Annotated in this window: 28 protein-coding genes; 6 read left to right on the forward strand and 22 right to left on the reverse strand. The window is 64.1% G+C overall.

Going from position 1 to position 25838, the window contains the following annotated elements; all coding sequences use genetic code 11:
- Positions 1-672: hypothetical protein (locus NN5_RS26985; RefSeq protein ID WP_067737010.1), on the forward strand; the 672-nt coding region annotated here is incomplete at its 5' end.
- 4 nt (positions 673-676) lie between these two features.
- Here the strand turns inward: NN5_RS26985 and NN5_RS19015 are convergent.
- From NN5_RS19015 to NN5_RS19025, 3 genes are all read right to left on the reverse strand, one after another.
- Positions 677-4417, reverse strand: a complete 3741-nt coding sequence (locus tag NN5_RS19015) for a conjugal transfer protein TraG N-terminal domain-containing protein (RefSeq protein WP_013833509.1) — start codon at positions 4415-4417, stop codon at positions 677-679.
- A gap of 14 nt (positions 4418-4431) precedes the next feature.
- Positions 4432-5868 carry a conjugal transfer protein TraH gene (locus NN5_RS19020; RefSeq protein ID WP_013833510.1) on the reverse strand — a complete coding sequence of 479 codons (1437 nt, stop codon included), beginning with the start codon at positions 5866-5868 and terminating at the stop codon, positions 4432-4434.
- 61 nt (positions 5869-5929) lie between these two features.
- Positions 5930-6418 carry a hypothetical protein gene (locus NN5_RS19025; RefSeq protein WP_369799482.1) on the reverse strand — a complete coding sequence of 163 codons (489 nt, stop codon included), beginning with the start codon at positions 6416-6418 and terminating at the stop codon, positions 5930-5932.
- A 136-nt stretch (positions 6419-6554) separates the two neighbouring features.
- Here NN5_RS19025 and NN5_RS19030 point away from each other — a divergent pair, with 136 nt between their 5' ends.
- Both NN5_RS19030 and NN5_RS19035 read left to right on the forward strand, forming a co-directional pair.
- The gene (locus NN5_RS19030; protein WP_013833512.1) at positions 6555-6806 is read left to right on the forward strand and encodes an AbrB/MazE/SpoVT family DNA-binding domain-containing protein; all 252 of its coding nucleotides are present in this window, start codon (positions 6555-6557) and stop codon (positions 6804-6806) included.
- The gene (locus NN5_RS19035) at positions 6803-7201 is read left to right on the forward strand and encodes a type II toxin-antitoxin system VapC family toxin (protein ID WP_013833513.1); all 399 of its coding nucleotides are present in this window, start codon (positions 6803-6805) and stop codon (positions 7199-7201) included. The genes NN5_RS19030 and NN5_RS19035 overlap by 4 nt, the downstream gene beginning before the upstream one ends.
- Before the next feature lie 41 nt (positions 7202-7242).
- Here NN5_RS19035 and NN5_RS19040 read toward each other — a convergent pair whose 3' ends face one another.
- From NN5_RS19040 to NN5_RS19130, 19 genes are all read right to left on the reverse strand, one after another.
- Positions 7243-8157 (reverse strand): conjugal transfer protein TraF, encoded by a 915-nt coding sequence (locus NN5_RS19040; protein ID WP_369799501.1) that lies wholly within the window; start codon positions 8155-8157, stop codon positions 7243-7245.
- Positions 8158-8162: 5 nt separating this feature from the next.
- Positions 8163-8759: a S26 family signal peptidase gene (locus NN5_RS19045; protein WP_013833515.1), complete on the reverse strand. Its 597-nt coding sequence runs from the start codon at positions 8757-8759 to the stop codon at positions 8163-8165.
- On the reverse strand, positions 8731-9636 hold the full coding sequence (locus NN5_RS19050) for a type-F conjugative transfer system pilin assembly protein TrbC (protein WP_041558979.1): 906 nt from the start codon (positions 9634-9636) through the stop codon (positions 8731-8733). Before NN5_RS19050 ends, NN5_RS19045 begins: the two co-directional genes overlap by 29 nt.
- Positions 9608-10693 (reverse strand): conjugal transfer protein TraN, encoded by a 1086-nt coding sequence (traN, locus tag NN5_RS19055; RefSeq protein ID WP_013833517.1) that lies wholly within the window; start codon positions 10691-10693, stop codon positions 9608-9610. Before traN ends, NN5_RS19050 begins: the two co-directional genes overlap by 29 nt.
- Complete coding sequence (locus NN5_RS19060; RefSeq protein ID WP_013833518.1) at positions 10690-12555, reverse strand: hypothetical protein; 1866 nt, start codon at positions 12553-12555, stop codon at positions 10690-10692. The genes traN and NN5_RS19060 overlap by 4 nt, the downstream gene beginning before the upstream one ends.
- Positions 12556-12620: 65 nt before the next feature.
- Positions 12621-12971, reverse strand: a complete 351-nt coding sequence (locus NN5_RS19065) for a hypothetical protein (protein WP_067737012.1) — start codon at positions 12969-12971, stop codon at positions 12621-12623.
- Positions 12968-13984 carry a TraU family protein gene (locus NN5_RS19070; RefSeq protein ID WP_013833519.1) on the reverse strand — a complete coding sequence of 339 codons (1017 nt, stop codon included), beginning with the start codon at positions 13982-13984 and terminating at the stop codon, positions 12968-12970. Before NN5_RS19070 ends, NN5_RS19065 begins: the two co-directional genes overlap by 4 nt.
- Positions 13981-14607 (reverse strand): conjugal transfer protein TraW, encoded by a 627-nt coding sequence (locus tag NN5_RS19075; protein ID WP_013833520.1) that lies wholly within the window; start codon positions 14605-14607, stop codon positions 13981-13983. The genes NN5_RS19070 and NN5_RS19075 overlap by 4 nt, the downstream gene beginning before the upstream one ends.
- 76 nt (positions 14608-14683) lie before the next feature.
- Entirely contained in the window at positions 14684-14920 is a 237-nt protein-coding gene (locus tag NN5_RS19080) for a hypothetical protein (protein ID WP_065762434.1), read from the reverse strand.
- On the reverse strand, positions 14917-15312 hold the full coding sequence (locus NN5_RS19085; protein WP_041558981.1) for a hypothetical protein: 396 nt from the start codon (positions 15310-15312) through the stop codon (positions 14917-14919). The genes NN5_RS19080 and NN5_RS19085 overlap by 4 nt, the downstream gene beginning before the upstream one ends.
- Positions 15309-15635: a hypothetical protein gene (locus NN5_RS19090; protein WP_041558982.1), complete on the reverse strand. Its 327-nt coding sequence runs from the start codon at positions 15633-15635 to the stop codon at positions 15309-15311. Before NN5_RS19090 ends, NN5_RS19085 begins: the two co-directional genes overlap by 4 nt.
- The gene (locus NN5_RS19095; RefSeq protein WP_013833521.1) at positions 15635-18175 is read right to left on the reverse strand and encodes a TraC family protein; all 2541 of its coding nucleotides are present in this window, start codon (positions 18173-18175) and stop codon (positions 15635-15637) included. The genes NN5_RS19090 and NN5_RS19095 overlap by 1 nt, the downstream gene beginning before the upstream one ends.
- Positions 18172-18840, reverse strand: a complete 669-nt coding sequence (locus tag NN5_RS19100; RefSeq protein ID WP_041558983.1) for a TraV family lipoprotein — start codon at positions 18838-18840, stop codon at positions 18172-18174. The genes NN5_RS19095 and NN5_RS19100 overlap by 4 nt, the downstream gene beginning before the upstream one ends.
- A gap of 41 nt (positions 18841-18881) precedes the next feature.
- Positions 18882-20207: a TraB/VirB10 family protein gene (locus NN5_RS19105; protein ID WP_041558984.1), complete on the reverse strand. Its 1326-nt coding sequence runs from the start codon at positions 20205-20207 to the stop codon at positions 18882-18884.
- Positions 20204-21001, reverse strand: coding sequence for a type-F conjugative transfer system secretin TraK (locus NN5_RS19110; protein WP_041558985.1), 798 nt, complete (start codon positions 20999-21001; stop codon positions 20204-20206). Before NN5_RS19110 ends, NN5_RS19105 begins: the two co-directional genes overlap by 4 nt.
- On the reverse strand, positions 20985-21623 hold the full coding sequence (locus NN5_RS19115) for a TraE/TraK family type IV conjugative transfer system protein (protein ID WP_013833525.1): 639 nt from the start codon (positions 21621-21623) through the stop codon (positions 20985-20987). Before NN5_RS19115 ends, NN5_RS19110 begins: the two co-directional genes overlap by 17 nt.
- Positions 21624-21631: 8 nt before the next feature.
- Positions 21632-21898: a type IV conjugative transfer system protein TraL gene (locus NN5_RS19120; protein ID WP_013833526.1), complete on the reverse strand. Its 267-nt coding sequence runs from the start codon at positions 21896-21898 to the stop codon at positions 21632-21634.
- Between the two features lie 130 nt (positions 21899-22028).
- Entirely contained in the window at positions 22029-22343 is a 315-nt protein-coding gene (locus NN5_RS19125) for a hypothetical protein (protein ID WP_013833527.1), read from the reverse strand.
- A gap of 201 nt (positions 22344-22544) precedes the next feature.
- Positions 22545-23357: a DsbC family protein gene (locus NN5_RS19130; RefSeq protein WP_013833528.1), complete on the reverse strand. Its 813-nt coding sequence runs from the start codon at positions 23355-23357 to the stop codon at positions 22545-22547.
- A 551-nt stretch (positions 23358-23908) separates the two neighbouring features.
- Between NN5_RS19130 and NN5_RS19140 the strand changes: the two genes are divergently transcribed.
- The 3 genes from NN5_RS19140 to NN5_RS25975 all read left to right on the forward strand — a co-directional run bounded on the left by NN5_RS19140 (position 23909) and on the right by NN5_RS25975 (position 25657).
- On the forward strand, positions 23909-24385 hold the full coding sequence (locus NN5_RS19140; RefSeq protein WP_013833529.1) for a hypothetical protein: 477 nt from the start codon (positions 23909-23911) through the stop codon (positions 24383-24385).
- Positions 24386-24480: 95 nt separating this feature from the next.
- A complete protein-coding gene (locus NN5_RS19145; protein ID WP_013833530.1) occupies positions 24481-24897 on the forward strand; it encodes a helix-turn-helix domain-containing protein in 417 nt (138 codons plus the stop codon).
- Complete coding sequence (locus NN5_RS25975; RefSeq protein ID WP_148275008.1) at positions 24872-25657, forward strand: helix-turn-helix domain-containing protein; 786 nt, start codon at positions 24872-24874, stop codon at positions 25655-25657. The genes NN5_RS19145 and NN5_RS25975 overlap by 26 nt, the downstream gene beginning before the upstream one ends.
- Positions 25658-25838: the final 181 nt, after the last annotated feature.

Raw genomic sequence — 25838 nt, forward strand, 5'->3', positions numbered from 1 at the left:
GCCTGCCACCGCAACAGGCTGATAGTTGCTCGTATCGGGCCCTCACAGAACCTTGGTATGCGCGCTCCCCTCGGATCCAGCGCCGACGGACTAGAACCCATTGTCCTGGTAATGGATTTGAAGGGGGGAGGGAGGGGGATGGTATCTGTTGTGAGCAAGATCATGGGACACCAATTCCACCTCGACACGTCAAATCCTCGTTTCCCCATCTCCGGCGGATATGCTAGCTTTCCGGCCGGAAGGGATACGATCGTGGACACTCCTATCGAACCGGTCGAAACTGAAGCTGAGATGGTCGCGCATGCGAGCGAGCGCCCGCGCGCGTCTGTCTGGCTGTGGCGCCCCTGGTACGCAAAACTTTGGTGGGCCGGTATTGCCATCTATTGGCTGGGAAAAGCCGGTTCGATCTATTCCTCCATTTTGGACCAATTCTATTCCAGCGCGCTCGGCGGTCTTCTGAACGTCGCCTTCTTCCCACCGCTGGCGCTCATGGTGCTTGGCCTCGGCTTCGCGAGGGCCAGGTTTGAGTGGAGCGATTGGGAATTTGTCGAGCCGACACATGAGCAGATGTTTCCGAAACGCTCGGTGGGCGGAATGCGTGATCCCTATGCTGACCCGCTTGATCCACGCTCAGGAGCGCTTCACTGGAGGCGCGTCGACGGCACCCCCTGATCCCTTATTTGTCGCGACGTTCCTTGAAGGTCGGATCACCGTCAAACGGACCGTTTGCCAAATCATCTGAGAACCGTCCGGTCTTGAGAACGGATGATTGTTCGATTGACGTCAGCGGTCCAGTGACGTCTGCAGTACCACGACCTGAATCAGCCTGTTCCAGATAGCGATTGCGCAGTCCGCTCGGTCCCAGAATTTGACGACTCAACGCGCGCGAGAACGCATCCGCCGGACTGTCGGAGCGCGAGGCCGCTCGCTCCGCTGCGGCAATCGCTTCACGCACGTCGTAGTTCACGATGTCGATATTGGCGTTGGCGGTTTCCGAAGTGGTCCCGCGATCGGAGCTTTCAAAACCCAAGTTTACCCCAGCCCCGCCGGCTACAGAACTGCCCGATTGCTTCCCTGCATTAGGCCTTGCCTTGGCGGGAGCGGCACGACTGGCAGACGCAGATATTGAAGCACCGGCATCCGTTCCCATCGATGTGCTGTCTTCCGCGCGCCGTGCGATATTTCGCGTCCACCCGGTCTGCGCCATGATCGCCTGAACATCGCGCTGCAGCGTGTCGGCGACCTGAGGCTTCAATCGCCAGTTGCCGCGCCGATCCATTTCGAACCCGCCGCGCAGCCAATTCGCCATGGCGGCTTGGCCTTCCTTGCCACCGCCCATGAAGCTCTCGATCGTGTCGGGTCCGGCCTGCTTGCCCGCCTCGAACCGCGTGCTGGTGTCGCTCCGCGCCGAACGCTGGAAACCCGTGCTGCTCGATACCAGCAGATCGTTGTGAGCGAAGCTGAACCGCGCTGACCCGCCATTGGCGACGGCGCCCAATTGACTCTCGTTGATGAGACCACCTTTCCACATTTGCGCGGCGGTTTCCGGGGTGACGTTGAGATTGAGATCACCATTCTGGTCCATCGCGATCTGGCGCTTGGTGAGATTAATGCCGTGCTCGCGGAGCAGACCCTGCATGCGGGTCAAGCGCTCGTTGTCGACAATGCGGGTCATGCGCTCATTGCGCGCACGATCGGCGATCCCACCGGCTCCCCCTTCAGCCATGTCGGTCTGGTTGCCGGCCGTGCGGCTCAGCGCCTGGATGAAGCTGTCAAGCCGCGCGGCTTCCCGTGTCGAAATCCCGGCCGCAGCCGCACCCTCGGCAAAGCCGAAGTTCTCCGACTGGCGGCGCTCCTCGCCGATGCGCGCGGCGCTGCGCGTGCCGCCGGTTCCCGCCTCGCGCTGGGCGTCAAGCTTGCCTGTACGCTCAGCAAAATCATAGCCCGCCGCCTCACGTGTGCGGCCATAGATGCTGGTGCCTTCGCGGCCTGCTTCGGCGGTCGCGCCATCGGCGGTGCCGAGCTGAACCGCGGCATTGTAGGTTTCGAGGGCTCGCACGACCTGTGCTTCGTTGCGCCCTGTCGAGCGGGAGAGCTGCGAAATGGCCGACGAGCGTGCCTCGCCCGAGAGTGCATTGATGAACGAGGTGCGCCGGCTTGTCTCGTCGAGTGACAAACCGAGCATACCGGCTGCACTGCGCTGCCCCTCATTACCGCCCGTGCGCCAGGCCTGTTCGGTTGCGACATTGCGCCGCTCGGTCTCGGAAACACGGTCCCCGGCATAGTCTCGGCGCCCTTCCATCGCTCCGACCTGGACCTCAGCCCCGGTGAGGTCGTTCCTGAGCATCTGCTCCTGATCGTAAGTGTTGGCGATGAGCTTGGCGAAGGTCGGATCGGCGCCAGCGTCACCGATCACCCCCGACGCCTTCAGCTCGGCATCCGCCTTCGAATAGCCGCCGCGCTCAAAGTGCCGCGCGGCGCCCTGGAACATCATCGCATAGGCGCGCTCGTCGCCGAACGCTTTCCACTGCACCATGTTCTGCGCGAAAGAGGCAAAGGCCTTCTCTCCGGCCTGACCCGAACCAAAATAGCCAGTGCCCAAGCCACGCAGGGCATCCCTTTCGGCAAAATTGTGGATCGCCGCCGTGATGGCATTGGCGCGCACGGCGCGCGCGACAGTTGGATCGCTCAAATCTTTGCCATTGAGCACAGGGGCAAGCCCGCCGAGCTCGCGCGCGGCATCGATCCCGCCCATGCCGAAGGCCGGAACGCCCGGTACACCGCCGCCTTGTTCGCCGAGTACGCCAGAAGCTGCCCCGAATGCGCGGTTGGCACCGAAGGTCGCGCGCTCGCCAAAGTCGCCGAAGCTCGATGCCGCGCTACGCCTTGCCATCGTACCCGCGGCGGAAGCCTGCGATTCCAGCGCGGAGGCGTAGCCCTCGCGCGTGGCGAGCGGCGCGGCGGCGGCGGTGCCGAGCCCCTGCGCCTGCAGCGCGCTGCCGGTGAAGCTGGTGAAGACATTGCCCGAAAAGCGGAACACGGTGAAGACGAAGGCGCCGGCGAGGCCGGCGGCTGCCGTGCGGAAGGTTCCGAAGATCGCCAGCGCCTTCATCGCCGAGGAGGGTGCAAGCATCCAGGCATTGGCCGCCACCGCGTTCGAGCGCATCTCGGCGAGCACGTCCATCGCCCGACCCAGCGTCAGCTGGTAGATGCCGGCATCGATGACGCCCCAGAGCGCGACGAAGACGAAGAGTCCCAGCGCGAAGCTCGCGACGCGCAAGTTGATCGGGGTGAGGATGAACAGCAGCGCGATCGGCACCATGAACAGCATGATGCCGAACACGGTCGCGCGGATCGTCGGCAGCCATTCGTTGGCGACCGACATGGTGGCAAGTCCGTTGGAGACGATCGCCCGGTTTGCCATGACCCGCGCCGCCGAGGCCGGGCTGTCCTCGAACAGCACGTCGCCAACCGTGTTTCCGAGCAATATATCGGTCATGAACGTCTGCAGTGAGAGCGGCGTTCCCATCATGATCTGGCCCATCTCGCCAAGGTGTGAGCGGCAGCGCGCGAGTTGGGACGGATTGGTAACGTCATAGCCTGTGCGCTGGCAGACCTGTGTCGTGTAGCCATCGAACAGCGTGGGCTCGGCGAGGCGCGACCGGATATTGTCCCAGGCCTCCTGGCAACTGACGGTGGTGCCGCCCTTGTCGGCTGCGGTGTAGACGGTGCTGAAGGTAGCGGGGCCCGCCATCGCCGCGAAGGAAGCGGGCAGGTCGGTGGTGGTCCGGAACAACTGGTCGTCGTCCACGCCATAGGCGGGCGAGACCCGCGCGACGGGATAGCATTGCCGCACATAGTCCTTGATCGTCGCGTCCAGGAAACTGTCGGTCATCGGGCCGCGCGGCGAGACGGCGTTCAGGAACAAGTCGAAGCTGTGTCCGCCCGCGCCGAATTCCAGCTTGGCGCCCGGATCGATCGTATTGTCGTCGATCGCCTCGGCGAGCGAGCGTTCCATGAGATTGGTGACGCCGGCGACCAGCACGAGAAGATTGGGCACCCCGCCGACCGGCTGATAGGCGTTTCGGACCTTGTCGTAGACATGGACCGTGCCCGTGGTCGAGACGAGCCCGACGAAGAGGCCGACCCCGACGAGGATCTGGAAGCCGAAGGCGACGAGCCCCATGCCGGAGCCGCGCACGCTGGCGATCACCGCACCAAGTGCGATGCCGGCCACCGCGATGATCATCACCAGCGTCTCGTAGCGCGGGTCGGCGAAGATCAGGGAGACCATGCGGAATGCGTCCACCGTCTCGCCGAAGCCGTCATAGGTATAGAAGCTGGTATCGACCGCCAGGGCGGGTGTCGCGGCGAAAGCCAGCAGCAGGGCGGGAAGGGCGCGGAAGGCCAGGCGCATGACGGTCTTCCCCCTCAACGGTTGGGGGCCGCGGCGGTGCCGCTGGCGTCACGCGCGTCGCGGTCGCGCTGGCGCAAGAGCCCGGCATAGTTCGCAGAGAGATTGGCGGAATTGAGGGCCGCGATATAGCTCTGGCGCATCTGCGCGCGCTGGCGCAGCACTTCCTCGCGCAGGTCGCGCAGCTGCTCGATGCCCTTGGAGAGGATGCGGGTCTGACAGACATTGGTATCGGCCGCGTCCGCCGCGCCCGCGGTGCTGACGCCGCGCTCGGCATTGAAAACCGCGAAGTCGATCGAACGCGTCAGATCGTTGAGCATCTGATAGGCCAGCGTCAGCGCCACCAGTTCATCGGTGTCGGCAATCACCGAGTCCGGCACGCCCTGGCGCACGCCCCATTCGAGCATGCGATAGACGGGGAGCGTGCGGACATTGGCGACGAATTGCTTTTCCTCTGCGGTAAGCGCTGCGCGTGTGCGGATCTTGGTGGTGATCGACTGCATCCTTGTCCGGGCAAGCTCGAGCGCACCCTTGCCGGTGTCGGTCGAGCAGTCGGCGCCGGTCGCCGGAATATTGAGCGCGCGGCGCTGGACCTTGCCGCTCAGAAAATCGTCGGGGCTTTCGTTATCCTGGTGCGGACAGGCGGGGATCGCCGAGAACAATGGCACCTTGTCCGCCGGATCCCAGCGCATATAGACATCGCCGACCCTGGCGCGCATGACGCTCGCCCATTCGCCGGCGCCAACCCGAGACGCGGCATGGGCGAGGAGCGAGCCGGTACGGAAGATGTCGGTGACTTCGGCCGGGCAATTGACGAGCGCGTCCTTCAAATCCTCGGTCGGGTTGTTCTGGTTTGCCTGGATTTTCTCGCGGGATTGCTGATAGCTCTTGGCAAAACCTTCCCTGACCGACTTGTAACCGGTCATCTCCTCGATAATCCCGGACATATTGTCGTCGCCCTTGGCGATCTGGACCATGCGGTTGGCGAGGCGGCAGTCGTTTACCTGGATCGAATTGAGGAAATTGGTCGCCGCTTCCATCTTCGAGATGATGTTGCCCATCTTCTCGTCGAGGGTTTCAAGCAGATACTGGAAGGCGACCGCGGGCGCGGCCTGGAGGATGCTTTCCAGCTTCTGGACGAGATAGTCGGGGTCGAGGAACGACATGCCGCCCAGGAACATGTCGATCCCGCCGCAACCGGCTTTCACCTTGGGCAAGGTGAGCGACATCAGGTAATCGTTGTGAACGTCGACACGGCCCGACATGCCGCCCGCGGTCACATAGCCGCGCGCCTGGTCCTCGAAACTGCCGGGTGAGGTGTAGGTCACATTGTCAAACCAGCTCTCTGCCCAGCTCTGGGCATGGGCGGGCGCGGTCGCAGTGCAGGCAGCAAGCAGGGCAAGTGCGGAGACGCTCAGGCGCCGGATCGATGGGAATATGCTGAACCTGACCATGGCGGGCTTCCTTTCGGACAATCAACAGGGGAGAGGGACCGGCCCGCCATGATCGGTTCCTTCAGCGGATGGATGCAGGACGCCGGGCCAAACCGACGATACCTGTAAACTTGGACAAGGCGCGTACGCCGACATCGACGCGAACGCCGGTCAGCATTTTCGCAGCCAGATAGGCATTGCGCGCGAGGTTGACCGCGTGATCGGTGCCGATCGCAATGGGCACGGTGCGGTTCGGGTCATTGACCGGACGTACCCATGCGACCGGATGACCGACCCAGGGCAAGCCGAGCCGGCCCGAACGCAGCATTGCCTCCTCGCCAGAGATCGTGCGGATCTGCCAGCCATAACGGCTTCGCAGCACGGCGAGCTTGGTCCAGAGGTCGGCGCAAGGCAGACATCCCGGCGTCGTGCTCATCTCGATGACGAAGGCCGGCGCCTCACCGCGCAGCGTCACGGCAAAATCGGGCGGAAAGTCGGGGGTGACTGGCACGCGCGCGAGCCACGCCTGCATGTCCGTGCTGTCGGCAACAGGATGGATGGCCGCGCGCATCGCGTCGTCAGGCGTGACGGGACGCGCAATTGCGATCGTGGCAGCGGTGAAACAAAGCGAAGCCGCGGCTATTGAGCTCGCCTTGACGGTAAGGTTATATATCCTTACATTGTGTCGGAACAAAAGGAAGCTGCCAATGACCAGTCTCACTGTTACAGCCAAAGGCCAGATCACGCTTCGGAAGGATCTGCTGCAGCATCTGGGTGCCCATCCGGGCTCGAAGCTGGAAATCGACAAATTGCCTGGAGGTGGGATCAAACTGACCCCTGTACCTGCGAAGGGCAAGATTTCCGACTTCTGCGGCTTTCTCAAGCGGGAGGGGCAAAAACCGGTTTCCATCGAGGAGATGAACGACGCCATCGCCAGGGGTTGGGCTGGGTTGCCGTGAAGATTACCGCCGACACAAACATTCTCGTTCGCGCCGTCACTGAGGATGATCCCATTCAGGGGCCGCTGGCGCGCAAACTCGTCACGACTGCTGGTTTGGTCGCCGTGACGTTGCCGGCACTGTGCGAACTCTGCTGGGTGCTTCGTACAGTCTACAAGTTCGGGAACGCGGACGTTGCTGCAGCCATCCGTTTGCTGCTTGACGCCGACAATGTTGCCATCGACAGGCAGGCGGTCGATGCCGGACTCGCGATACTGGATGTCGGTGGTGACTTCGCCGACGGTGTTATTGCTCATGGCGGCCAGTGGCTTGGCGGCGAAACCTTCGTCTCTTTCGACCAGAAAGCAGTTGCCTTGCTCAAGAAGGGGGGCACAAAGGTCTTGCTGCCACAATAGCGGCGTCGTCGTCTCTGAGATTTTGCGGGTAGGGATTGCTGTCATGGCCGCCGCTCCTCGCCCGTTTCAACGAGATCGCCGCCGAGCATGTCGCTGCTACGCGTGCGCGGATCACCGGCTCCTACCGGGCCGTTGGCGAGCGCGTCGAAAAAACCGTCCTCTTCGCCGGCGCCGGTCATGAACTGCTCGGGGCGGATGTCGCCGGTGAGGAGCTTTACGGCCTGATAGGCCATCTGCGCGAGATTGGGGTAGGTCTCGACCCCGGCGGCGATGACCATGCGCTGTTTGCTGCCTCGGCGGATGATCATCGTGGTGGGCGTCACCTCGACCCCGAAGCGCTGGCCGAGATCGGGGCGTTTATCGATGTCCATCAGCGTGACCTGCCAACCCATCTCGTCCTGGAAACGCTGCACGATCGGCCACTCGACCCGGCAATAGCCGCAGGTCGCGCGCGAGAACATGACCAGCGCGAATTCGTTCGAGTGGGCGCGCAGATACGAGCGGCGCACCTGGTCCTTCCACGCGGCAAGCTCAGAACGCGCATCGCCGACCATCGGATTGGCCGATTTGGAATTGAGTTCGGGATGCTGGAGCATCGCGATCTGCGTCAGTCCCGCGAAAGCGCGCGCTTTCCTCCGAGCAAAATCCTCAAGCCGCCAGAAGTCGGCGACGGCATCGACGGTAAGTACCGTTGCGGCATAGTCGCGCTGCTGCTCGATCAGCTTGTGGATTCTGGGCGGGGTCCATGTTGCGAGCTCGCCCATCGGAGGAATCACTGGCTTGATCAGCGCATCGGGATCGGGGGCAGCGGGCTCTTCCGGCCTGGTTGGTGGCGCGTACCACCAATAGCCCTGCTTGGCGGGCTCGCTCATTCCCTGGCTCGCCTGCGCCTCGACCGAAGCGGCGCCGGCGAAGAGTGCGGGTAGCATTGCGATCGTAGCGCACAGGCGCCTGATCGTACTCACAGGATCTTCTCCATGCGGGTGAGACGGCCAATCGCGACCGGGCCGTAATAGCGGCTGTCGAAGCCGTCGGGATGATGCGAGCCTACGAAGATGAACCCTGGCGGGATCGTGTCTTGCTTCGGCTGCCAATGGACGAGCTTCTGCCCGTTGCGGCCGAAAGGTTTGGACACGCCCAACAGGCGCCCGTTGCAGAAATAATACCCATCCCAGGCTCCCGGCGTCATCGAAGGTTTTTCGATCATGACGATCCGCTCGCCCGGCATACAGAGCGCCTGCTTGGTGACATTGACCGGCTTTGGCCCAGCGAGCGGATGCGAGAGCATGAACATGACATAGTCGCCCTTGCGGATCGGCCCGGGGCTTGTCCGAACCGCGACCGCATCGATCGAGGGGCTCATCACCCAGGTCACCTGCGGTATCGCCCACGCGGCAGCGAAACCGATCGGGAGCACGATGCCATAGGCTTTCCATAGCTGGGCGGGGCGGGGCGGGCTTCCAAGCCCCGAGCTCCCGAGCGCGACGGCGGCGCGCAAGGGCAGCAGCTTGACCTGGCCCCAAGCGGCCCTAACGGCGTTCCAGGCGAGCCTGAGCATCGCGCACCTCCACTTTCCCGCCCAGACGGGCATATTCCTCGAGCATTCCGGAGAGCGCGGCGTCGCCGTAAACCACATGAGTGGCCTGCGGACTGCTCTCGTCGCGTTCGCAATAGGGCTGGGTCGGATCGCCCGGGATCATCGCCAGAGCCGGCACCGTATTGACGCCGTGCTGGCGGAACGCCCGCGGATCGACGATCAGCTGGACACCCCGCATCGCGCAAGCCGGGCCCTCGCAGCCGGGATCGAGCCGCAGGATTTCGGCGGAGAGCTTCGCCATCGGCCCGACCCTGGAGAGACCGCCGGGCATCCCGCGAAACGCCATGACCCCGCCGACCTTCTCGAGCTGCCTAGCATAGGTCCGAAGCTCCGCGATCGGCATCGAGGACGAGACGAACAGCAGCGGCACCCAGCTGTGCGTCCCATCGGGCGCGGCGGTCTTGGCCACGACTTCCATGTCGGGGGCGTCCAAGCCGAGCGCCTGGCGCAGGCGTTTCGCCATCGCCTCCCGCTGGGCGGCAAGGGCATCCTTGCCCGCCTCGAGCGCGGCGCGCGCGCGGGCTTCCATGGCGGGCGATGGTGCGCGGGCGTGCAGCCCGTCGAAGGCGCGGCGGCGTTCCGCCTCAGGCAGTGCGGGAAGTGTGGGGGGGGCCGAGGCGGTATTCGCCTTCTGCAGCGCGACTGCTTCCTTCAGCCGCTCCATCGCGGCATCGCCCTGCTGCTGGGCCTTGGCCCGTCCGCTGGCTGGCGTCGTCGATGCCGATTCCTGCGCGGCGGCGGGGAGAGGGTTTCCCAGCACCACCGCGAGCAGCAGGGTGGGCGCGAGCAGTCGTTCACCCGCCCGGGCGCTATTGCCCGACGGTTTGCATATAGGCATCAATCCTATCCTTCATGTCGATCTGGATCTGGCCTTGCGTGCGGGCCTCGATGTCCGAATAATATTCGGAAAGGTCCATTCTGGAGAAATCCAGGGCCTGGAACTCTTCGGGCGTGAAGCCGCGGCAATAGGGCGCCTTGGGCGTGCCCCAGCCGACCGCGTTGAAGCTCTTGAGCTGTGGCCGCCCCTGCTCCTGGATAATGCGGCCGAGCTTGGTGTTGAAGCAGCAGTGCCCCTTGGCCTTCTGAAGGCAGATACCCAGAAACTTCGCGGTGCAGTAGCTGCCGACTTCGTGGCACATGCCCGAGCCGCGTAGCATGCCGGTTTCCATGTCTTCTTGGTCGCAGCCCTGGAGCAGCACCTCGATCATGAAATTTATGGCAAGACTGATCGCGATCGAGGTCGGATCAATCCCGACGATCATCGCATTGGCGCCGGCGCTTGCCGCTTCGCTCGCCGTCGCGCCGGCCAGATAAGCGGTATAGGCCGCCTTCATCCCGGTCAGAACGCCCTTGGCCACCGCGATCTTGGTCCCGAGCGAGCCGATCGCCGAACCCATGCCGTCCTTGACGATCTTGCCCTTGTCCTTGCAGCAGTTGCTGAAGGTCGTGAAAAGCCCCGGCGGCCGGCAGCGCATCGCGCGCCCCGCAAAAATCTCGATATTGGCGGTGCAATTGCCATTGGCATCGACGCTACCATCGGCCGGCACGCCGGGATCACCCATCGGAGGTTCCTCGACGATCGGGTTCACGTTTGTGTCCTGGCAGGCATTGGGCGCGCAGGTCGGCGCGCCGCCCGAGGCCGGTGCCTCGCACGGATATTGCGTACCCAGGGGGCAGGCATAGGCGCCGGGTCCTGTAACGGTGCAGGCCACCTGCTGGAGGGGACATTGCCAGGTCCCGCTTTGGGTCTCGGTGCAGCTTGCGGTCTCGCCGGGATCGGCGGCATCGCCGTTGCCGTTGAGGTCGGCCGCGCAGATCTGCTCGGCATGGGCAGGCGTAATGCTGATGGCAGCGGTGCCCAAAAACAGGGCAAGGGTAAAGGTCAAGCGCTTCATGGGGTTGCACTCGTGCAAGTCATGTCGGCGCCGGCGAGGCGGACGGTCTGCATCATCACCACGGCTTCGGGAAAGTCGTCGAGACAACCACAGGCCGACACGATCTCCTCGCCGGGGCCCGCCGGGCAGACGTTGGCGGCATCGCAGCTATGATAGAAGGTATCGTAGCCGGTGGGCGTGTTTTGCCGGCTTCCCACTACGCCGGCGGGCGCGGCGGCGGTATTGGCCTTGGGTGCGCGCGTTTTGCATATCGCCTCGCATGTCGGCACTGCAGCCTGCGGTGGCAGCGAGAAGGCGCGCGTTGAGGTGGTCACGGTACCGTCCGCCGCTTTGGTCCGGTCGGCGAGTAGCGTCTCGGTCGAATGGTCGATGATATAGGCGCCGCGACTCAGGTCCGGTTCGGGGAGCGCCGCGCTGTCAGTCATGCAGGCATAGGTCCGGTCGCGTTCGAAGAAGTCCCGGGTCAGTTGCAGCGTGCAGGTCGCATCGCCGAAGAGGCGCGTCTGCGGCAGCGGTTTGAGCCCGGTCGCGACACCGTTACGGAAAGTTTCGATACCATCGACCTGTTCTGCCGACAGATGGCATTTGGGATCGGTGGCATAGCCCGCGCACAGATCGACGATCCGTTCGGCCGTCTTGCAACTCGTATCGACCTCGGCGTGAACCCGCGCATAGGCTTCGCCCCGGTTGCCCACCGCCACATGCAGCCAGATCTCGTGATCGCCCCTGGTGAGCCAGGGTTTGAGATCGGTATTCGGCCAATAGTAGGTGGTGTGGTTCTGCTCGCAGCTTCCCGGTGGATAGCCGCTGCCGGTCCAGGCGCCAGGACCGTAGCCGACGAGATTGCCGTCGACCCGGATCTGCGCCCAGTCATCGGCGAAGAACAGCGGCAGGGTCACCGACTTCAGCCGGTCGGGATCTTCGATATGGAGCGTCATCCTGTAGTCGAAAAAGCCACAGCGGCCGCCGTAGAGATTGTTCTTGCCGGGCGAGCCCATCAGGAAATCGACCATGCCCGAAGGGTCGGCAATCGTCGCATAGCCGCCCGACCTGCGCGAAATGACGTCGTCGATCGTGACATGGTTCAGCGTCACCTCGCGGGTTACCGTGCAGGCGCGGAGCTGCTGCGCCTTGCCGGCGCCGGCGGGCGAGGCTGCCAGGACCTGAAACACGGGATTGGCCGAGGAGAGGGCAAAGGCGTCGCCCTGGATCGCCGCCGGGTTGGCGCGGTAGGCGGTCTGGCCGATCGCGGGACTGGAGGTGCAGGCTGTGGTCTGCGCGCCAACATAGTCGATCACCGGGCCGTTGATCCGCGCTTCGGCGACGCCGATGCGGGGATCGGCCGTGGTGAGCGCCCCGACCATGCCACCGCCCAAGTCCTTCAGCACAGAAGCGAGATTGGTCAGCACGAGATTGCTGCCGCAGCTGTCGTTCACGCAATAGCAGGCCGAGAGCTCGGCCATGTCGACCTGGGTCAGCTTCAATTCCTTCGCCGCGTCCAGATCCCAGCGCAGCGAGCGGCACTGGTTCCAGGTGCCGGGACTGCAGGAAATCACGCCGTTGGCGCAGATTCCCGAGACCGGCACGGGGAGCGTCAAACTGCTGTCGAAGGTGCCGTCGAGATTCTTGTCGCGCGAAATCCGGACGAGGGAGATATCACCGGTCGCCGAAGGCTGGATCAGCACTTCCAGCAGGTTCGCGGTCTTCTGGCAGGCGAGCGTCGGGGTGAAGCTTTTGCTGCCGTCGACCGTCGAAACCGGCTGTCCGCTCATCCCCGGGGTCACATAGTTCTTGAGCAGCGTATCGCTGTCGCCGCTTTTGGCGCGCGAAGCATCGGCGGCGGCACGCGCTCGGTCCTCCATGGTCTGCGCATGCACTAGCGCAGGCAGGAGCAGCGCCGCGCCTGCGAGGATGAAAGCTGGTCTCTTCAAGATCCCGCACTCCGGGACGCACGTAGGCGCGATCCCCTGCGCAGGCGGAACAGGTCGCCCGTCTTGAAGTCGGCCTCGCCAGCGCCGAGCACATGGAACAATGCCTCGCCTTCGAAGGTGGCCAGCACGGCCGTGATGGGTGTCCGAGCGTCTGAGAGGGGAAACGCTCGCGGTGACACATCGACGACCGTGCTGGCCGGGGTTGGAGCGGCGCCATGGGGGGCTGGCGGCGCCGCTCCCGCCTCGCGCGCGCCCTGGCAGCCTTGCTGGCTGTGGCGGGCAGACCACGGCAATTCCGGGGCTTGCGCGAGACGTTTGCGAACAAAAGTGAGGGCGGGGCAGCTCATGGCACGGCGACCCCGGCGCAGCAGATCACCTTTTCGAAGAGCATGAACTGGGCATTGTCTTTGCCCGGCGCATGCTTGGCCGAAGACCACAGTGCTCCGGGCCGGCCAATATTGACGCATTTGCCGCCCTTGACCGGCTCCATGATCTGGAGCTTGTAGCGCGACTTGGTCCAGATCGGCTGCGGAATGAACGAGCAGCCGTCGCTCGACGAAATGGTGAGCGCGCCGAGCCTGCCCATCATGAAGGTGCCGCGTGCGGCGAGCCCGGCCCAGGCTTCGACCGAATCGTCGAAATGAATATCGCCGGCGATGGGATAGGTCGCGCCCCAGGATCCCATGCACCAGAACAAGGGATCGATGACCTTGCCCGCGGCGGCGGCCGCGCTGTCGGCCATGCAGGCAAGCCCTGCGGCGGGATTGCCGAACAATATGCCCTCGGGCTGGATGATCGCGCCCAAGATCCCCGATTGCCAGGTCGGCAGCACCTCGGTGATGAGGGCGACATCGAACCCGTCATCCTCTAGGCAGGGAAGGTCCGTGAACATGTCGAGCATCTTCCAGACCGGCGAGATGTAATAATGCATCTGCGCGAACATCTTGCGGGTGTTCGTTCCGTCCGAGATCGAACTTTGCGAACCCTGGAGCTTGCCGTGGGTCGGCATCAGATCGGCGCCCAAAGCCATCATGCAGCCGGGCTCAGTGACGACGTCGACCATCCGGTTGGGCGACCAGAAGCTGACCTTGACCCCGAACCAGAATGTCGCGCCTTTGCGGCAGGCGCACAAGGGTTTGGACGAGGACTGCGCGTCCAATTCCTTCGAGAGCTTGTCGAAACTGCCGATCCGCACACCGCCGATGGTGATCGGGAAAATGCAGTTCCAGCGTACCTTGGTGATCGGATTGAATACTGTGCCCGTGGGACAGGAGGAGGCGTGCGCCGGTGCACTGACACCAAGACCTGCCAGCAGTAGCGAGGCGGCGGCGATCCAGGATTTCCTGCATGATCGGGTCATGGCGCGGGCCTCCGAACGGGTTGGGAAATATTCGGTGCGCCGCGCGCGGTGCTCTCGAGACGGACTTCGGTGAGTTCGAGCCTCGTGCCGACCTGGGTGATGATCACCGGCGCTACCGTCAGGCCAAGCCGCTCCTTGATCCGGGGTTCGAGGATATAGATCGCGCGGCCGGTCCGCTCGGAAAGCGTGATGGCGTCGTCGTCATGCGCTCCGCCCGCCGCGAGCAGGATGAAGTCGGTCAACCGTGCGGTCTTCAGGGCCCAGCCGAGATCGCGCGGATGGACCACGACGAGCCGCTGCGGAAGCTTCACATATTCGAGCGGATTGAAGCTGTAGCCCTTGGGGTAGAGCAGGTCGCCCGTCGGCAGGCGGATATCGGTGTCGAGCGTGTAGAAGGGTACGACGCTGCGGGTCTGGTTCCGGGTTGCGGGCGCCAGGCTCGCCGCCTTCATTGCCGACCAGGACGAGCGCGGCCCAAATCTCTCGCGCATATCGGGCGGGAGCTTTGCCGTGCGTGCCTCGATTTCGGCGAGTGCGTCGGGCTCGGCGATCGGCCAGGTCCGCCCGATCGTCGATGTCGCGGCACGTGCGCTGGCGGCAGCGATGATGGAAGCCGCGAGCATTAGCGCGACCGTGGCCGACTGGAACTTGACCACGCCCCAGCCCTGCTGCGGTTCGCGCGGGTTCCGAGCTGGAAGTTTACCGGCCATGACCGTGCCTCCAGCAGCTCCGGCGATCGTCGTTCGAACCTCCATGGATCGCGGCGACGAGGCCGCCGAGCGCCATTGTGAACACCAGCGCGACCAGAACCCGCAGCGCAACATCGACGCGCGGCAATGACCACAGCACCAGCGCGGCCTGGATCAGCGGCAGGTGCGTGCCGACTATCAGACGGACCGCCGAGGGACCGGGCGCGGCGGAAAGGATGCCTCTCATCGCCGCCTCCATCCGCGGATGCGCTCAAGCATGTGCCAAAGCGCCGATGGCAAGCGAACGAGGCAGATGCCGCCGATCATGCTCGCGAGCGCGACGGCAATGACCAGGCCGAGCCAGTCATCCGGACGAAGGATTCCGAACAGCCCCGCCACGGCGGCGGCGATCCAGGCCTGGCCGACAAGCAGCGTACATTCGTGCGCGATGCGCGCCTCCTGCTCGGCCCAAAGCATCGCAGCTTGCCGTTCGCCCATCGCTTCGAGCGCGGTAATCTCGTCGCCCATTTCCTGATGGCGGCGCAGCAGGAAGGCGTGGAGCGTTTCGTCGGGGCGGCGACCGGCGAAGGGGCAGGCCTGCAGACGATGCGAGCCGTTCAGCGACGAGGGACCGTTCATTGACCCCTCCAGCGACGATAGCGCGCGATCATGTGGCCAGTGAGCCCGGCGAGCGCAATCAGCAACAGACCGCTTATGAGGCAGGCCGCCCCGACCATCGCTGCTCCGCGCAGCACCATGGCGGTCGGCTGATGGAGGGTAAGGCCGGCGACGAATACCAGGCTTGCCATCAGCACGGTCTCGATCAGGATCAGCCGGAGCCGCCAGCGCAGCGCCGCAGCTTCGGCGCGGATCGCAACGCGCGCCTCGATGATGCGCTCGATCTCGGCATCCTTGCTCCAGTCGAGCGGAAGCTGGTCGGGATGGGTGCGTTTGAAGCGCATCACACCGCCTCCCGCATTGGCATGTGGGGGAAGGGCGGTCTGTTTGTCCCAAGGATCTCGGCGGGATCGACGCCGGCGAGTTCGCACACCGCCTCGAGCGGCGAGCGGCCGGTTCTGAGCAGCGCCTCGAAGGCGGCGACTTCGGTCGGCGCGGAGGTGTTGATCCAGTAGCTGAAGGGATCGACCACCAGCCGCGCGATGCCGAGGCCGAGCGGGCTGTCGATGAACACCTCGGAGTAGTTGGGCTTGTTGTTGCGGACCGACTTCAGGAGGTCGAGCACGAAGGGCGAGTAGTCGAGGATCTTGTTCTCGACCGCCTTGTCGTAAGTCGAACCCTGCAGCAGGAAGCGCGTCGCGGCATTCTCGAGAATGACCTGGCCGGTGCCGCCGAACAGTAGCAGGTCGTTCATCGACTGCATGACGATGCCGAAGCTGCCCTGGTATTTGCGCGCGCGGCGGTAGCCCTGGCCGAAGGCTTCGGCGAGCCGCGAGAGATCCTGCCCTTCGGTCCTGGTCATGAACTGCGCGGCTTCGTCGCAGAGCACGAAACGCGGTCGGTCGCGGCCAGAGAGGTAGAGCTCCTGGGTGACGGCGTTCACCACCACCATCACGACGACGTTGAAGAGGTCGGGCATGTTCTTGAGACGCTCGAGTTCGAGCACCACGAATTCGTCGCGGGAGATGTCGAGGCTCGAGGGTCCGTTGAAATAATGCCCATAGGCGCCGTCCGAGGCGAAATCCCTCAGGTTGAAGGCAAGCTCGCGCGCGACCGGCACGAGATGATCGACCCGGTCGAGATCGCTCATGGTCTGGGCGGGATAGGCGCCGAGCCAGTCGCGCACCGCGTCGATCCCGTCCTCGGCTCGGCCCGTATCGATTGTCCACTGGACGGCCGACTTGAGCAGGTTCCATTCCGAGGTCGAGACGCCCTTGCGCGTCGCGGCATTGGCCATCTCGGCGACGATCGCGACCGCCATGGCAATTGCCGACTGCCTGTCCTCGCCGTCGAGCGCCAGTCCCATGTCGAAGGGGTTGAGAACGAGGCGCTCCTCGCCGATGTCGATATAGCGGCCCGAGCACAGCGTGCAGAGCTTCCGGTACGAGCCGCCGATGTCGATGATGCGGATGAGCGCGCCGGACGCGTAATATTGCTGGCACAGGTTGTTGAGCAGGAAGCTCTTGCCCGCGCCGCTTTCAGCCGAGACGATGAAGTTGTAATTGTTGATGCGCTGGTCGAAGAGGTCGAGCGTGATGAGCTGGCCCTTGCGCCCCGTATAGAGCAGCGCCGGACGGCCGCCCCCGCGAAAATCGGTCTGGATCGGCGCCATCAGCACCGCGGCCTTGACCGGCATGCGGAAATCGCGTTCGAGCATCCTCAATGTCTTGCCGTCGGGATAGAGCCCGAAGGGCAGGCTCATCGGCAACAGGATCGGGTTGAGGTAGCTCTCCTCCTGCATCATGAAGGGGAGGGGCTCCGATTCCCACAGCCGCTTGGCACGTGCGGCCATTTCGCGCGCCTGGGCGCGGTTTCGGCCGAACACCCAAACACAAGGGATGACGCGCACGAATCGGCTGTTGCCGGCTTCGTCCAGGACCCAACCGATCTCCTCGATCTGCTTGCCGACCTCGACCGCGAAAGAGCCCGCCGCTTTCTGCGCCGAGAGGATCTGCGCGCGCTTGTGGATCTCGAAGGCCGAGTGGTCGAACAGGACATTGAGCGTGTAGAGGAACGGCCCGCCGATCTGGTCGCTGTCCTCGGCGCTCCCGCGCATGCCGCCTGTGAGGCGATTGGCGCGCTCGGCGCTTATCCGCCGTGCCGGCGCCTTGGGGGTGAGGCAGCGCGCGACCTGGTTGCCGAGGAAAACCTCGGGGCCTTCGAACAGGAGGTCTGGTCCGGCATCGATGATCTGCTTGCGCAAGGGCCTGGGCACGCTGCCGTCGGCGGACCCGCCCACAAAACTGCCGGGCGCTGCCTCGAACACGCCGTTGAACACCCGGCGGTAGAAGGCCATGATCTCCTCGGGCGGCAGGGAAACGATGCCGAGCTTGGCGAGCTGCTCTTCGATCTGACGCCTTATGTCGGATCCCAGAGGTTTGCGGGTCTTGACGGCAAGGATCGTGCGGAAATTCCGGATCGGAATGCCGTGGAGGGCACGCAATCCCCGCGTTCCGCCCTGAAGATAGTCGTAGGTGCGCCGGGCGGAAGCCTGGATCAACGGGTCGTCGCGAGTCTTGAGATCGAGGTAGCTGTCGAGCGCATCGGTGATCAGCGGGTCGGCAAAGCTCATAGTCTGAAGCACCGTGCCCGGCTCAAAATGGATGTTGAGAAGCCCGAGCAAGGCACTGTGAACATGGGAGAACATATAGGCCGAAGGCACCAGCTCCCAAGCATAACCCCAACCGTCGTCAATGGTGAGGAAGGCTTCCTCCTCTTCGACCCAGGCGACCAGCGGCAGATGGTCCGAATAGGAATCGCGCGCGACATGGCGCCGAAGCGCGGCGAAGCTGAGGCCGCCGGTGTCGTTGGAACCCGCGCTCACCGCTTCGGCTCCTTGACCGGAGCGAGAGCGGGGGCGGGCACGGTGGCAGGCGGATCGATATTGCCAGTCGCCTTCTCGCGCAGTTGCCCCAGCACCGGGAGCTGGCTGGCTGGCGAAACAGGTTCGACCAGATAGCCGCCAACCACCCAGGAGGGCTTGTCGAGGATCGAATAGACATAGCGCGGCATGTAGAGCCGGTCGGGCCGCTGCCGGTCGGCATAGGGCAGGATCAGCGTGCGCACCGCTTGGGCAGGTTTCAGCATCGGCGTTTCGGGCTGGTCGATCAGCCCCTGGAGCTCGCGGTAGACACTGTCGCGATAGCCGGCAAAGGCGCTCGGCCCTGGTTTGCCGCGTGCCTGCGCTGTGCGTTTCGCACCGGACGCCATGGCCTCGACCGAAGCCGACTTCGCCTTGCGCAGCAGTTTCCTGTCGCGGGTGACGGCGGAATCGGAGCGCGGTGGACGCCCCGCCACGGCATCTTCATAGGCCTTCTCGGGGTGAATGCATTGGCCGTGGTCGGGGTTCTTGCACGAGAATTTCTCGGAATAGGGCGACATGACCGAACCGATCGTCGCACAGGCTGAGAGCGGCAGCGCCGCGGCGACGAGCAGCAGCATGTGTGGACGGCGTTGGCGTCGCCGCACGGCGGACACGGGAATGTCCATGAGCGAATCTCCGAATTGGGGGTGAGGGTGAAGACGGGGCATCAGAAGTGACTTTCCACGCTGGGCTTGATCTCGAGGGTGACGCCCTCCTGAATGACCACGACGACCTCCTTGGCAGCGCCGACCTCGACGATCGGTCCGGCCTGACGCGCAAGGTCGAGGTAGAAGTCGGTCAGCTTGTCCGAGGACTTGGAAAGCCCCCCGGCGATACCGGTCTTGGCCGCATCGCCCGCATCGAGCGTGCGCACCGTGCCGAGCGCCGAGGTCGAGGTCGAACCGAAAGTGTTCTCGACCGACTGGCTGATGCCGCTGATGGTGCCGGCGAGGAAGCTTCGCGCCAGCGCCGCGCCGGCGCGAGTCACCACCCGGCCCGACAGGCCCTTCTTGCCGTCGGCGTCGACGAAGAAGCCCTTGACCGGCTGATCGACCACCGAGTGTTCGTCGAAATCGACGCAGGACAGCGAGACCAGCTGGACCTCGACGCGCTCCTTGGCGAGGCTGCCGGTCGCATTGCCGATGACGAAACAGCCCGAAAGGTTCGCCTTGACATCATTGGGGAGCACGGCGGGCGCCTGGACGCGGGCGATGATCGGTTCCGGATTCGAGGTCGCGTCCCGGCTCGCCAGCGCGTCCACCCCCGTCAGCAGCCGCGCCTTCATGAAACCAGGCGGCAAATAGATCGTCCGATTCTTTTTTTTCGAGTCTGCGGCATTTCCCGCACCGTCCTTCGGAATGACCGGACTGGTTGCCGCGCCGATCGAACCAACGACTTTCTCAACTGGCGGTGCCGGCGGCGCCGCCGGAGGCACCGGCGGGATGGGCGCCGAAGGCAAGGCCGTATCGGCTTCGGATGGCGAGGGCGGGAAGGGCGGTGCCGCTCCAGGCAGTGCGGGCGGCAGAGCCCCGCTATCGTTATCCTCGCCAGCTACAGCCGCACCATGCGGCACGACCTTGCCTTCCTCGATCGCGGTCACCCGGTCGCCGAGCAGCTGCTGGCCGTCGAGGATCTTCTTGAAATCGCCGCGCAGCTTCTCCTCGAGACTGTCGCCGCGCAGCCCCGCACCCATGTCGAGCTTGGATGCAGCAGGCGCGACCTTCTCAGGTGCATCGCCGCGGCTTGCCAGGTAAAGACCACCGCCCAGAACCGCGATCGTGCCCGCGAGTGCCGCTTGCTTGACCCTCAGCCTCGCGGTCGAACCGAGCGCGTCCCAGCGGGTCTTCCAGTCGGCAAATGCGGGCAGGCGCGCCTGCTTGCCATCGGCCAAGGCCTGCTGCGCCAAATGTGCGCGATACGAATGCTCCGCGCCGGGCGCTTCGGTGCTCGGCGAGCGAGCGCCCTCATCTGCGGGCTTGTCGTCGGCGCTCATTGCTCTTCTCCCCGGCGCACAACAATGAGCCGCGCGGTCTCGCCGGCTTTCAGCGACAGCCGGTCAAGCGAGACAGCGAAGATGTTGGCGCCGAGCGCGCGGTCGAGGAACGCCCGCTCATCCAGCACCACGTCGGCACCGGCGGTGACCAGATACTCCGATGCCGACAGCCCCGCGCCTTCGATCGCCACGCGGCGGCGCTCGCTAAGCCTCGCGGCGGGAAGTCCGGCCAGGATCATGCTGTCGCTGCGCGGCGCGACTTCGGCAAAGCTCGCTGGCACCCGGTCCTGCAGCAGCGCCAGCGTGATCGAAACCGCGCGGTCTTCCTCGACCAGCGGCCCCAACAGGTCGGCATTCGCCTTGGCCCGTTGGCTCGCGCCCGGCGCCAGCGTCACCGTCTGCGCCGGAATGTCCGAAGGTTCGGCGTAGAGCGGGTAGATCGCTCCGTTGCATGAGATGAAGAATTCGGACGGGGTCGTCACATAGCTGCGCGTGACCTGCCCGGAGTCATCGGTCTCCTTGACCAGGAACTTGATCCAGGCGTCCGCCCCGGCTTTCTCGACCGCGATCGCCTTTTCCGCCGAGAACTTGACGTCCTCGATTTCGCCGCCCTCGCAGATCACATGGTTGATGTCACGATTGGACAGGCGAATGCTGCTCGTCTGATCGGGTAGCGCGATGATCGGCTGATTTGGCGCTTGAGCCATAGCGGGCGCGGTGGGCGTCAGGATCAAGGCGGTGAGCAGCACCGCCGGGCAGGCGCTTGTGCGCCGCCGTTTACCGGGTTTCGGCATCGAAATTTTCCTCTGTGAGCCTGGTGAGCCAGAAGCGGCCATTGTCGATCGCGTAACCGATATGGAGATTGCCGCGGAACTTGCGGATCACCCCGCCAATGACGCGGACCTTCTCGACAGGCACGACGATGTCGGTCTTGTCCCAAGTGACGGGCTGGTCGGGGCGAATATACGTCGCGATCGACAGCGTCGGATTGTCGGCCAGCTCGTCGAGAATGCCGTTGAAGCTGTCGCGCATGGCGTTGTAGGCGCTGGGATGGGCGAGGCTCAGCAGTTCCTGGAACTGCTTGTCGGCGCTGTAGGCCGAATAGGTGCCCGACAGACTAACGATGTTGCGGGTCATGGTTCTGAGATACGCGGCCGAGGGCGTATTGCCGGTCACATAGAGATCGCCACCTGCCCCGAATGGCACGATCACCGTGCGCTGGTTCTGGTTGGTGGTGTAGATCAGCGTACCGAGCACCGCGCTCACGCCGAACATCCCTGCAATCGCGAACTTCAGGAGCCGGTTCTCCTCGAAGAGGTTCGCCGAGCCCTGCAGGTAGCGATGGAGGCCGTAGCTCGCGGGCTTTCCCGCCAGGGGATCCTCGTCTGACCGCTTGCGGAATTTGAGAAAGGGCATGGGCGTCCTCACTCGAAGAAGCGGGTCTGGGTCGGACCCGGATAGTGACGGAAAGCGACCAGCCCCCAGCGCCAGGCGAGGTGCGAGAGAAACCCGCGCGGCTTCGATCGCTTCCAGGGAATGAAAAGGAGAAGGGCGCCGATGAGCGTCCAGCCGACCAGTCCGCCGACGATGACCGCGACGAAGATGGTCGACATCACCAGGATGAACTCGTCCGAGCCAAACCAGAGGATCTGGACCGGGCCGTGCAGATACTGGGGCAGACGCTCGTCCAATGCCCTTCTCCTCCTGCTTCATGACACCCGTCGTCAGGGGTCATTTCCGAAGGCCGACCATCGGCCTCCAGCTCGTGTCAGGGCGCTCCGGATTCCGCTCCACATCGGGAGCCGGAGCGTCCCTCGTGGATCAGATCACCATGCCGAAGGTCTGGAGGATGGTGTCCGACTTGATCAGGCAGACCGCGGCGACGATGGTCGGGATGCCGACCATGACGTTCGAAAACAGGCGGCTGACACCGAACAGAAAGGCCGCGACGCCGCCGACAAAGCCGAGCGGACCCTTGACCCCCTTGTTCACGACAATGTCGTAGATGTCGTAGCCGAGGTCGCCCGCCGCTGGCGCGGTGAAGGCATGGGCGCTGGTGCTCGCCAGCGCGAGGACGGCCAAAGGGACGCCGAGATTGGCGATCCCCAGTGCGTGACTGCGAAGTGTCTTGATCATCTTGCTACTCCGGTTGGTGAAGCCACCCGAATTTCTGCCTGCCGGCATCGATGAAGATCGCTGTCGGCCGACGCGCGCGGTGGGCGGCTCCAAGCTGGCCGCGAGCGCCGGCATTCCGGTCCGCCCGGACCCGGCCGCTCGGCCGGAGGACAGGCGTCCGCCATGTAGGATGGGTTGCGGCGAGCGGCGCCGCGCCGCCCGTCAGCGCGCGGCATCGACGCTCCCCTTCTTGCCGTCGAGGAAGGCCTCGAGCTCGGCCTGCTGGAAACCCGAAATGAGCTTGCCGTTGACGATCAGCGTCGGCGTGCCAGCGACGCCTATTTCGCGCACGATCTCGGCATCGGCCGCGACCTTGGTCGCGCCTGCGGCGCATTTTGCCAGTTCTTTGGGCGCGGCGCCGGCATAGATGGCGTGGAATGCGGCCTCCCGGTCGGGCGAGCACAGGATGTGCTCGGCCTTGGCGGCCGCCGCCGGGTGAATCCCGCTGACGAAATAGACCAGCCTTCGCACCGGCTTGCCCTCGGCCGTCTTCGCCGCCCAGAACTTTTCCAGCGCGCGGCAATAGGGGCAGTCGGGGTCGGTGAACTCGATCACCGTCGGCGCCTTATCGGGGCCGATCACCAGCGCCTTGGCCGGATCGATCAGCTTCAGCCGCTTGCGCGCGCTCGCTTCCTGGGCAAGCGCCGTGACATTGACGCCGTTGCGGTCGTAGACGGTGGCGAACAGGATGTGCTCGCTTGCCGGCGCGTAATAGAGGATCCGCCCGCCCGCGATCGCCTGATAGATCGGACCCTTGACCGGCGCCGGCCCGAAATCCTCGAACTTCAGATTGGTGAACGTCTCGTGGAGCTGACGCTGAGCGGCTTCGGCCGCTTCGCTGAGCACCCTGGTCGCACCTTGGGCTTCGGACTTGGCGTCGCCGTCCGGCGCGGCCAGCGCGGCGCTGGCACCCAGGAGCAGCGCGAGGCCGCAGGTCGCGGCATAAAGCTGACCGTACTTAGCGAGTTTCGCCATGGGAGATGTCCTTCTGTTGGGAGGGGAGAAGCGCCGTCCGATCGATGTGGACGCTGGCACCAAGGGGAATTGCACCACGCGGAAATGGGATGTTCTGCGGCTCTCGCGGTGTCTCGCAGCGGATGAAGAAGCCGCCGTCAGCCTGGGCGATGACGAGGCGCGGGTGCCGCGGCTGCGGAACGACCGGTCGGGGGTGCCGCGCCGGATGGGCCTCGGCCGTGCCCGCCACAAGCGCCAGCAGTGCAAGGCTCAAGCAGATCCTTCGATATCGATACATTGACCGCTTCCTGCCCGTGGTTGGTGCACCCGGTTCTGGAACCCCACGAGCGGGGAGCCGTTATCGGATGCAGTTCGTGGGAGAAGGAATGGTGTGTTTGACTTCAAAGCCGCAAGGTGCAGGCCATTGTCATGCGGTTAGGCTTGCGTCATCGTTCGAAGCGCCAGCGAGTTACGCTTTTGGTTACTAATTCGTTGTAGATGTGCCCGGTCGAGGAGCCGGCGGGAGGAATTCGAGGATCGGCTCAGCAAGATGAGAAGGGACGAGTCGCGCGGTGGGAAGGGTATCGAGAACCTTCAAACTGAAACTGTCGCCCGCCGGGGTCGAGCTGTTCCTCGACTGTCATTGCCGGCTTGGCCATCTCGTCAAGGAACTGCTTCCCTTTGGCAACACACTTTACTGCGCGCTTCTCTATCTGGATCACGTCGATGTGCAGCTCATTGCTGACGATCTGAAAACCTTGAGGGATTCAGGGCTCAATGGGGATCGCGTCTGCTTCGTCGGCGCCCCCCTGTCGCTGACCGATGTCATGTCGCGGGTCGCCGCGCGGCTCGGACCCGCGTCGCAGCGGCGCGGACCAACGGCCCTCAATTCGCGGCTGTTCATCGTTGCGCTGAAGCAGTTTCGCCTCGCGCCGTCCGAAGCAATCCTTGGCGCCTATGACGAAATGCTCAGTCAAGCGGGCGATTATTTGAAGATCGGTAAGACATTGCGGTCACGTCGTACGGAGCTCGGACCGATCGGGCAATAATGGCCTGAATTTCGATTGACCAATTGTGTATCAGACACCAATTCCTGACTGTCGAGCTGCCGTGGCGGGCGATTAGCTGCAGTCAGGAGTAGGTGATGCCGCAGGAATGCATGGCATCCGGCTCAGACGCATCGTCGCTTGCCGAAATCAAGCAGATGTCAGGCCGGAGGATCGAAAATGGACGCAAACGCGAAGGTCTCACGCAGTCGATGCTGGCAAAGCGTGTGGGTCTTGGCGTCAGTTGGATCCGAGAGATCGAATCGGGCAACCCCAAAACGAAGATCGACGATCATCTGCGCTGCTCCGCGGCGCTTCGGATTTCGCCGAGCTACATTTTCATCCCCCTGCTGTTCACGGTGCATGGGTTGCGGTTCGCCCCGCAGCTGCTTGCCGGCAACCTCTTCGAGCTCGAGCGCCGCTGGCTTCAGTTCATCGTCGATCAGAACATTGCCGACATGCGCAAGACACTTTTCGACGGCGGAAGCGATGACCTTCTTGCGGAACAGAGATGAAACCGGGCCGGTCGCGATTGCGGCATGGCCCAAATCGCAGGCCATCCCGCACGAAGAATTTGCCAACAAATCTCAAAAATATAGGGCGGAAAGGTCACATGAGAAACGGCCATCGTTCGAGCTTCGGGCGCAGAAGTCACATTTATCAATCTGCGAGGAGTTTCATCCATGGTGCGAAACTGGCCGCCTGCGGCAAATGAATTTTCTGGCGCTTCCGATAATGGCGCAACGCAGTCGATCCGCACGGGATTGTTGGACTTCGAGCACATCACCGGGGCATCCGGTGGCCCACGATGACCTGGAGGGTGAGAGTCGGCCGCACCGGCAGCACGCATTCATGCTCGAAGGAACTGGTTCAGCAGGCACCGCAGATGAGGATGAGGTTCACGCCACGGGGCTTCGGATAGCGAACTGGTGGCTGAAGGCCCGCCGCTTGCGGGAAGAAATGTTCGGTTCCGAGATGTTTGCCGAACCCGCCTGGGACATTTTGCTCGATCTCTACACGGCCGAAGCCAAGGGCGAGAGCGTGCAGATTTCCAGCCTCGCCGTAGCCGCACGCGTCCCGCACAGCACAGCCATCCGCTGGGCGAAGAACATGACTCGCTCGGGATTTCTGGTCCGGGAAAGGGATCCGACCGACGCCCGCCGCGTCCACATCCGACTGAGCCCCTGGGCCAAGGAACTGATGGAGAATTACCTTGCCAGATTGATCGGCCATGGGGCTTCATCGACGCAGATCATGCTCGAGCCTTCAGGATGAACTACCCACAAATCTCGTAGAACCGTGCGGAAACTCATCAGGGATATTTGTGCGGCAATCTTTTCAACACTTATTGCGGGCGATAGAGGCTCGGTGAGTATTCTTTTATGCGCCGCCCTAAACGGAAGGATCCCGATAGATGGACAATCAGCCGGTTGCCGCCCTCGACCTGCTCGCTCTA

This window comes from Novosphingobium naphthalenivorans NBRC 102051 (assembly GCF_001590985.1).
Classification (GTDB): Bacteria; Pseudomonadota; Alphaproteobacteria; order Sphingomonadales; family Sphingomonadaceae; genus Novosphingobium; species Novosphingobium naphthalenivorans.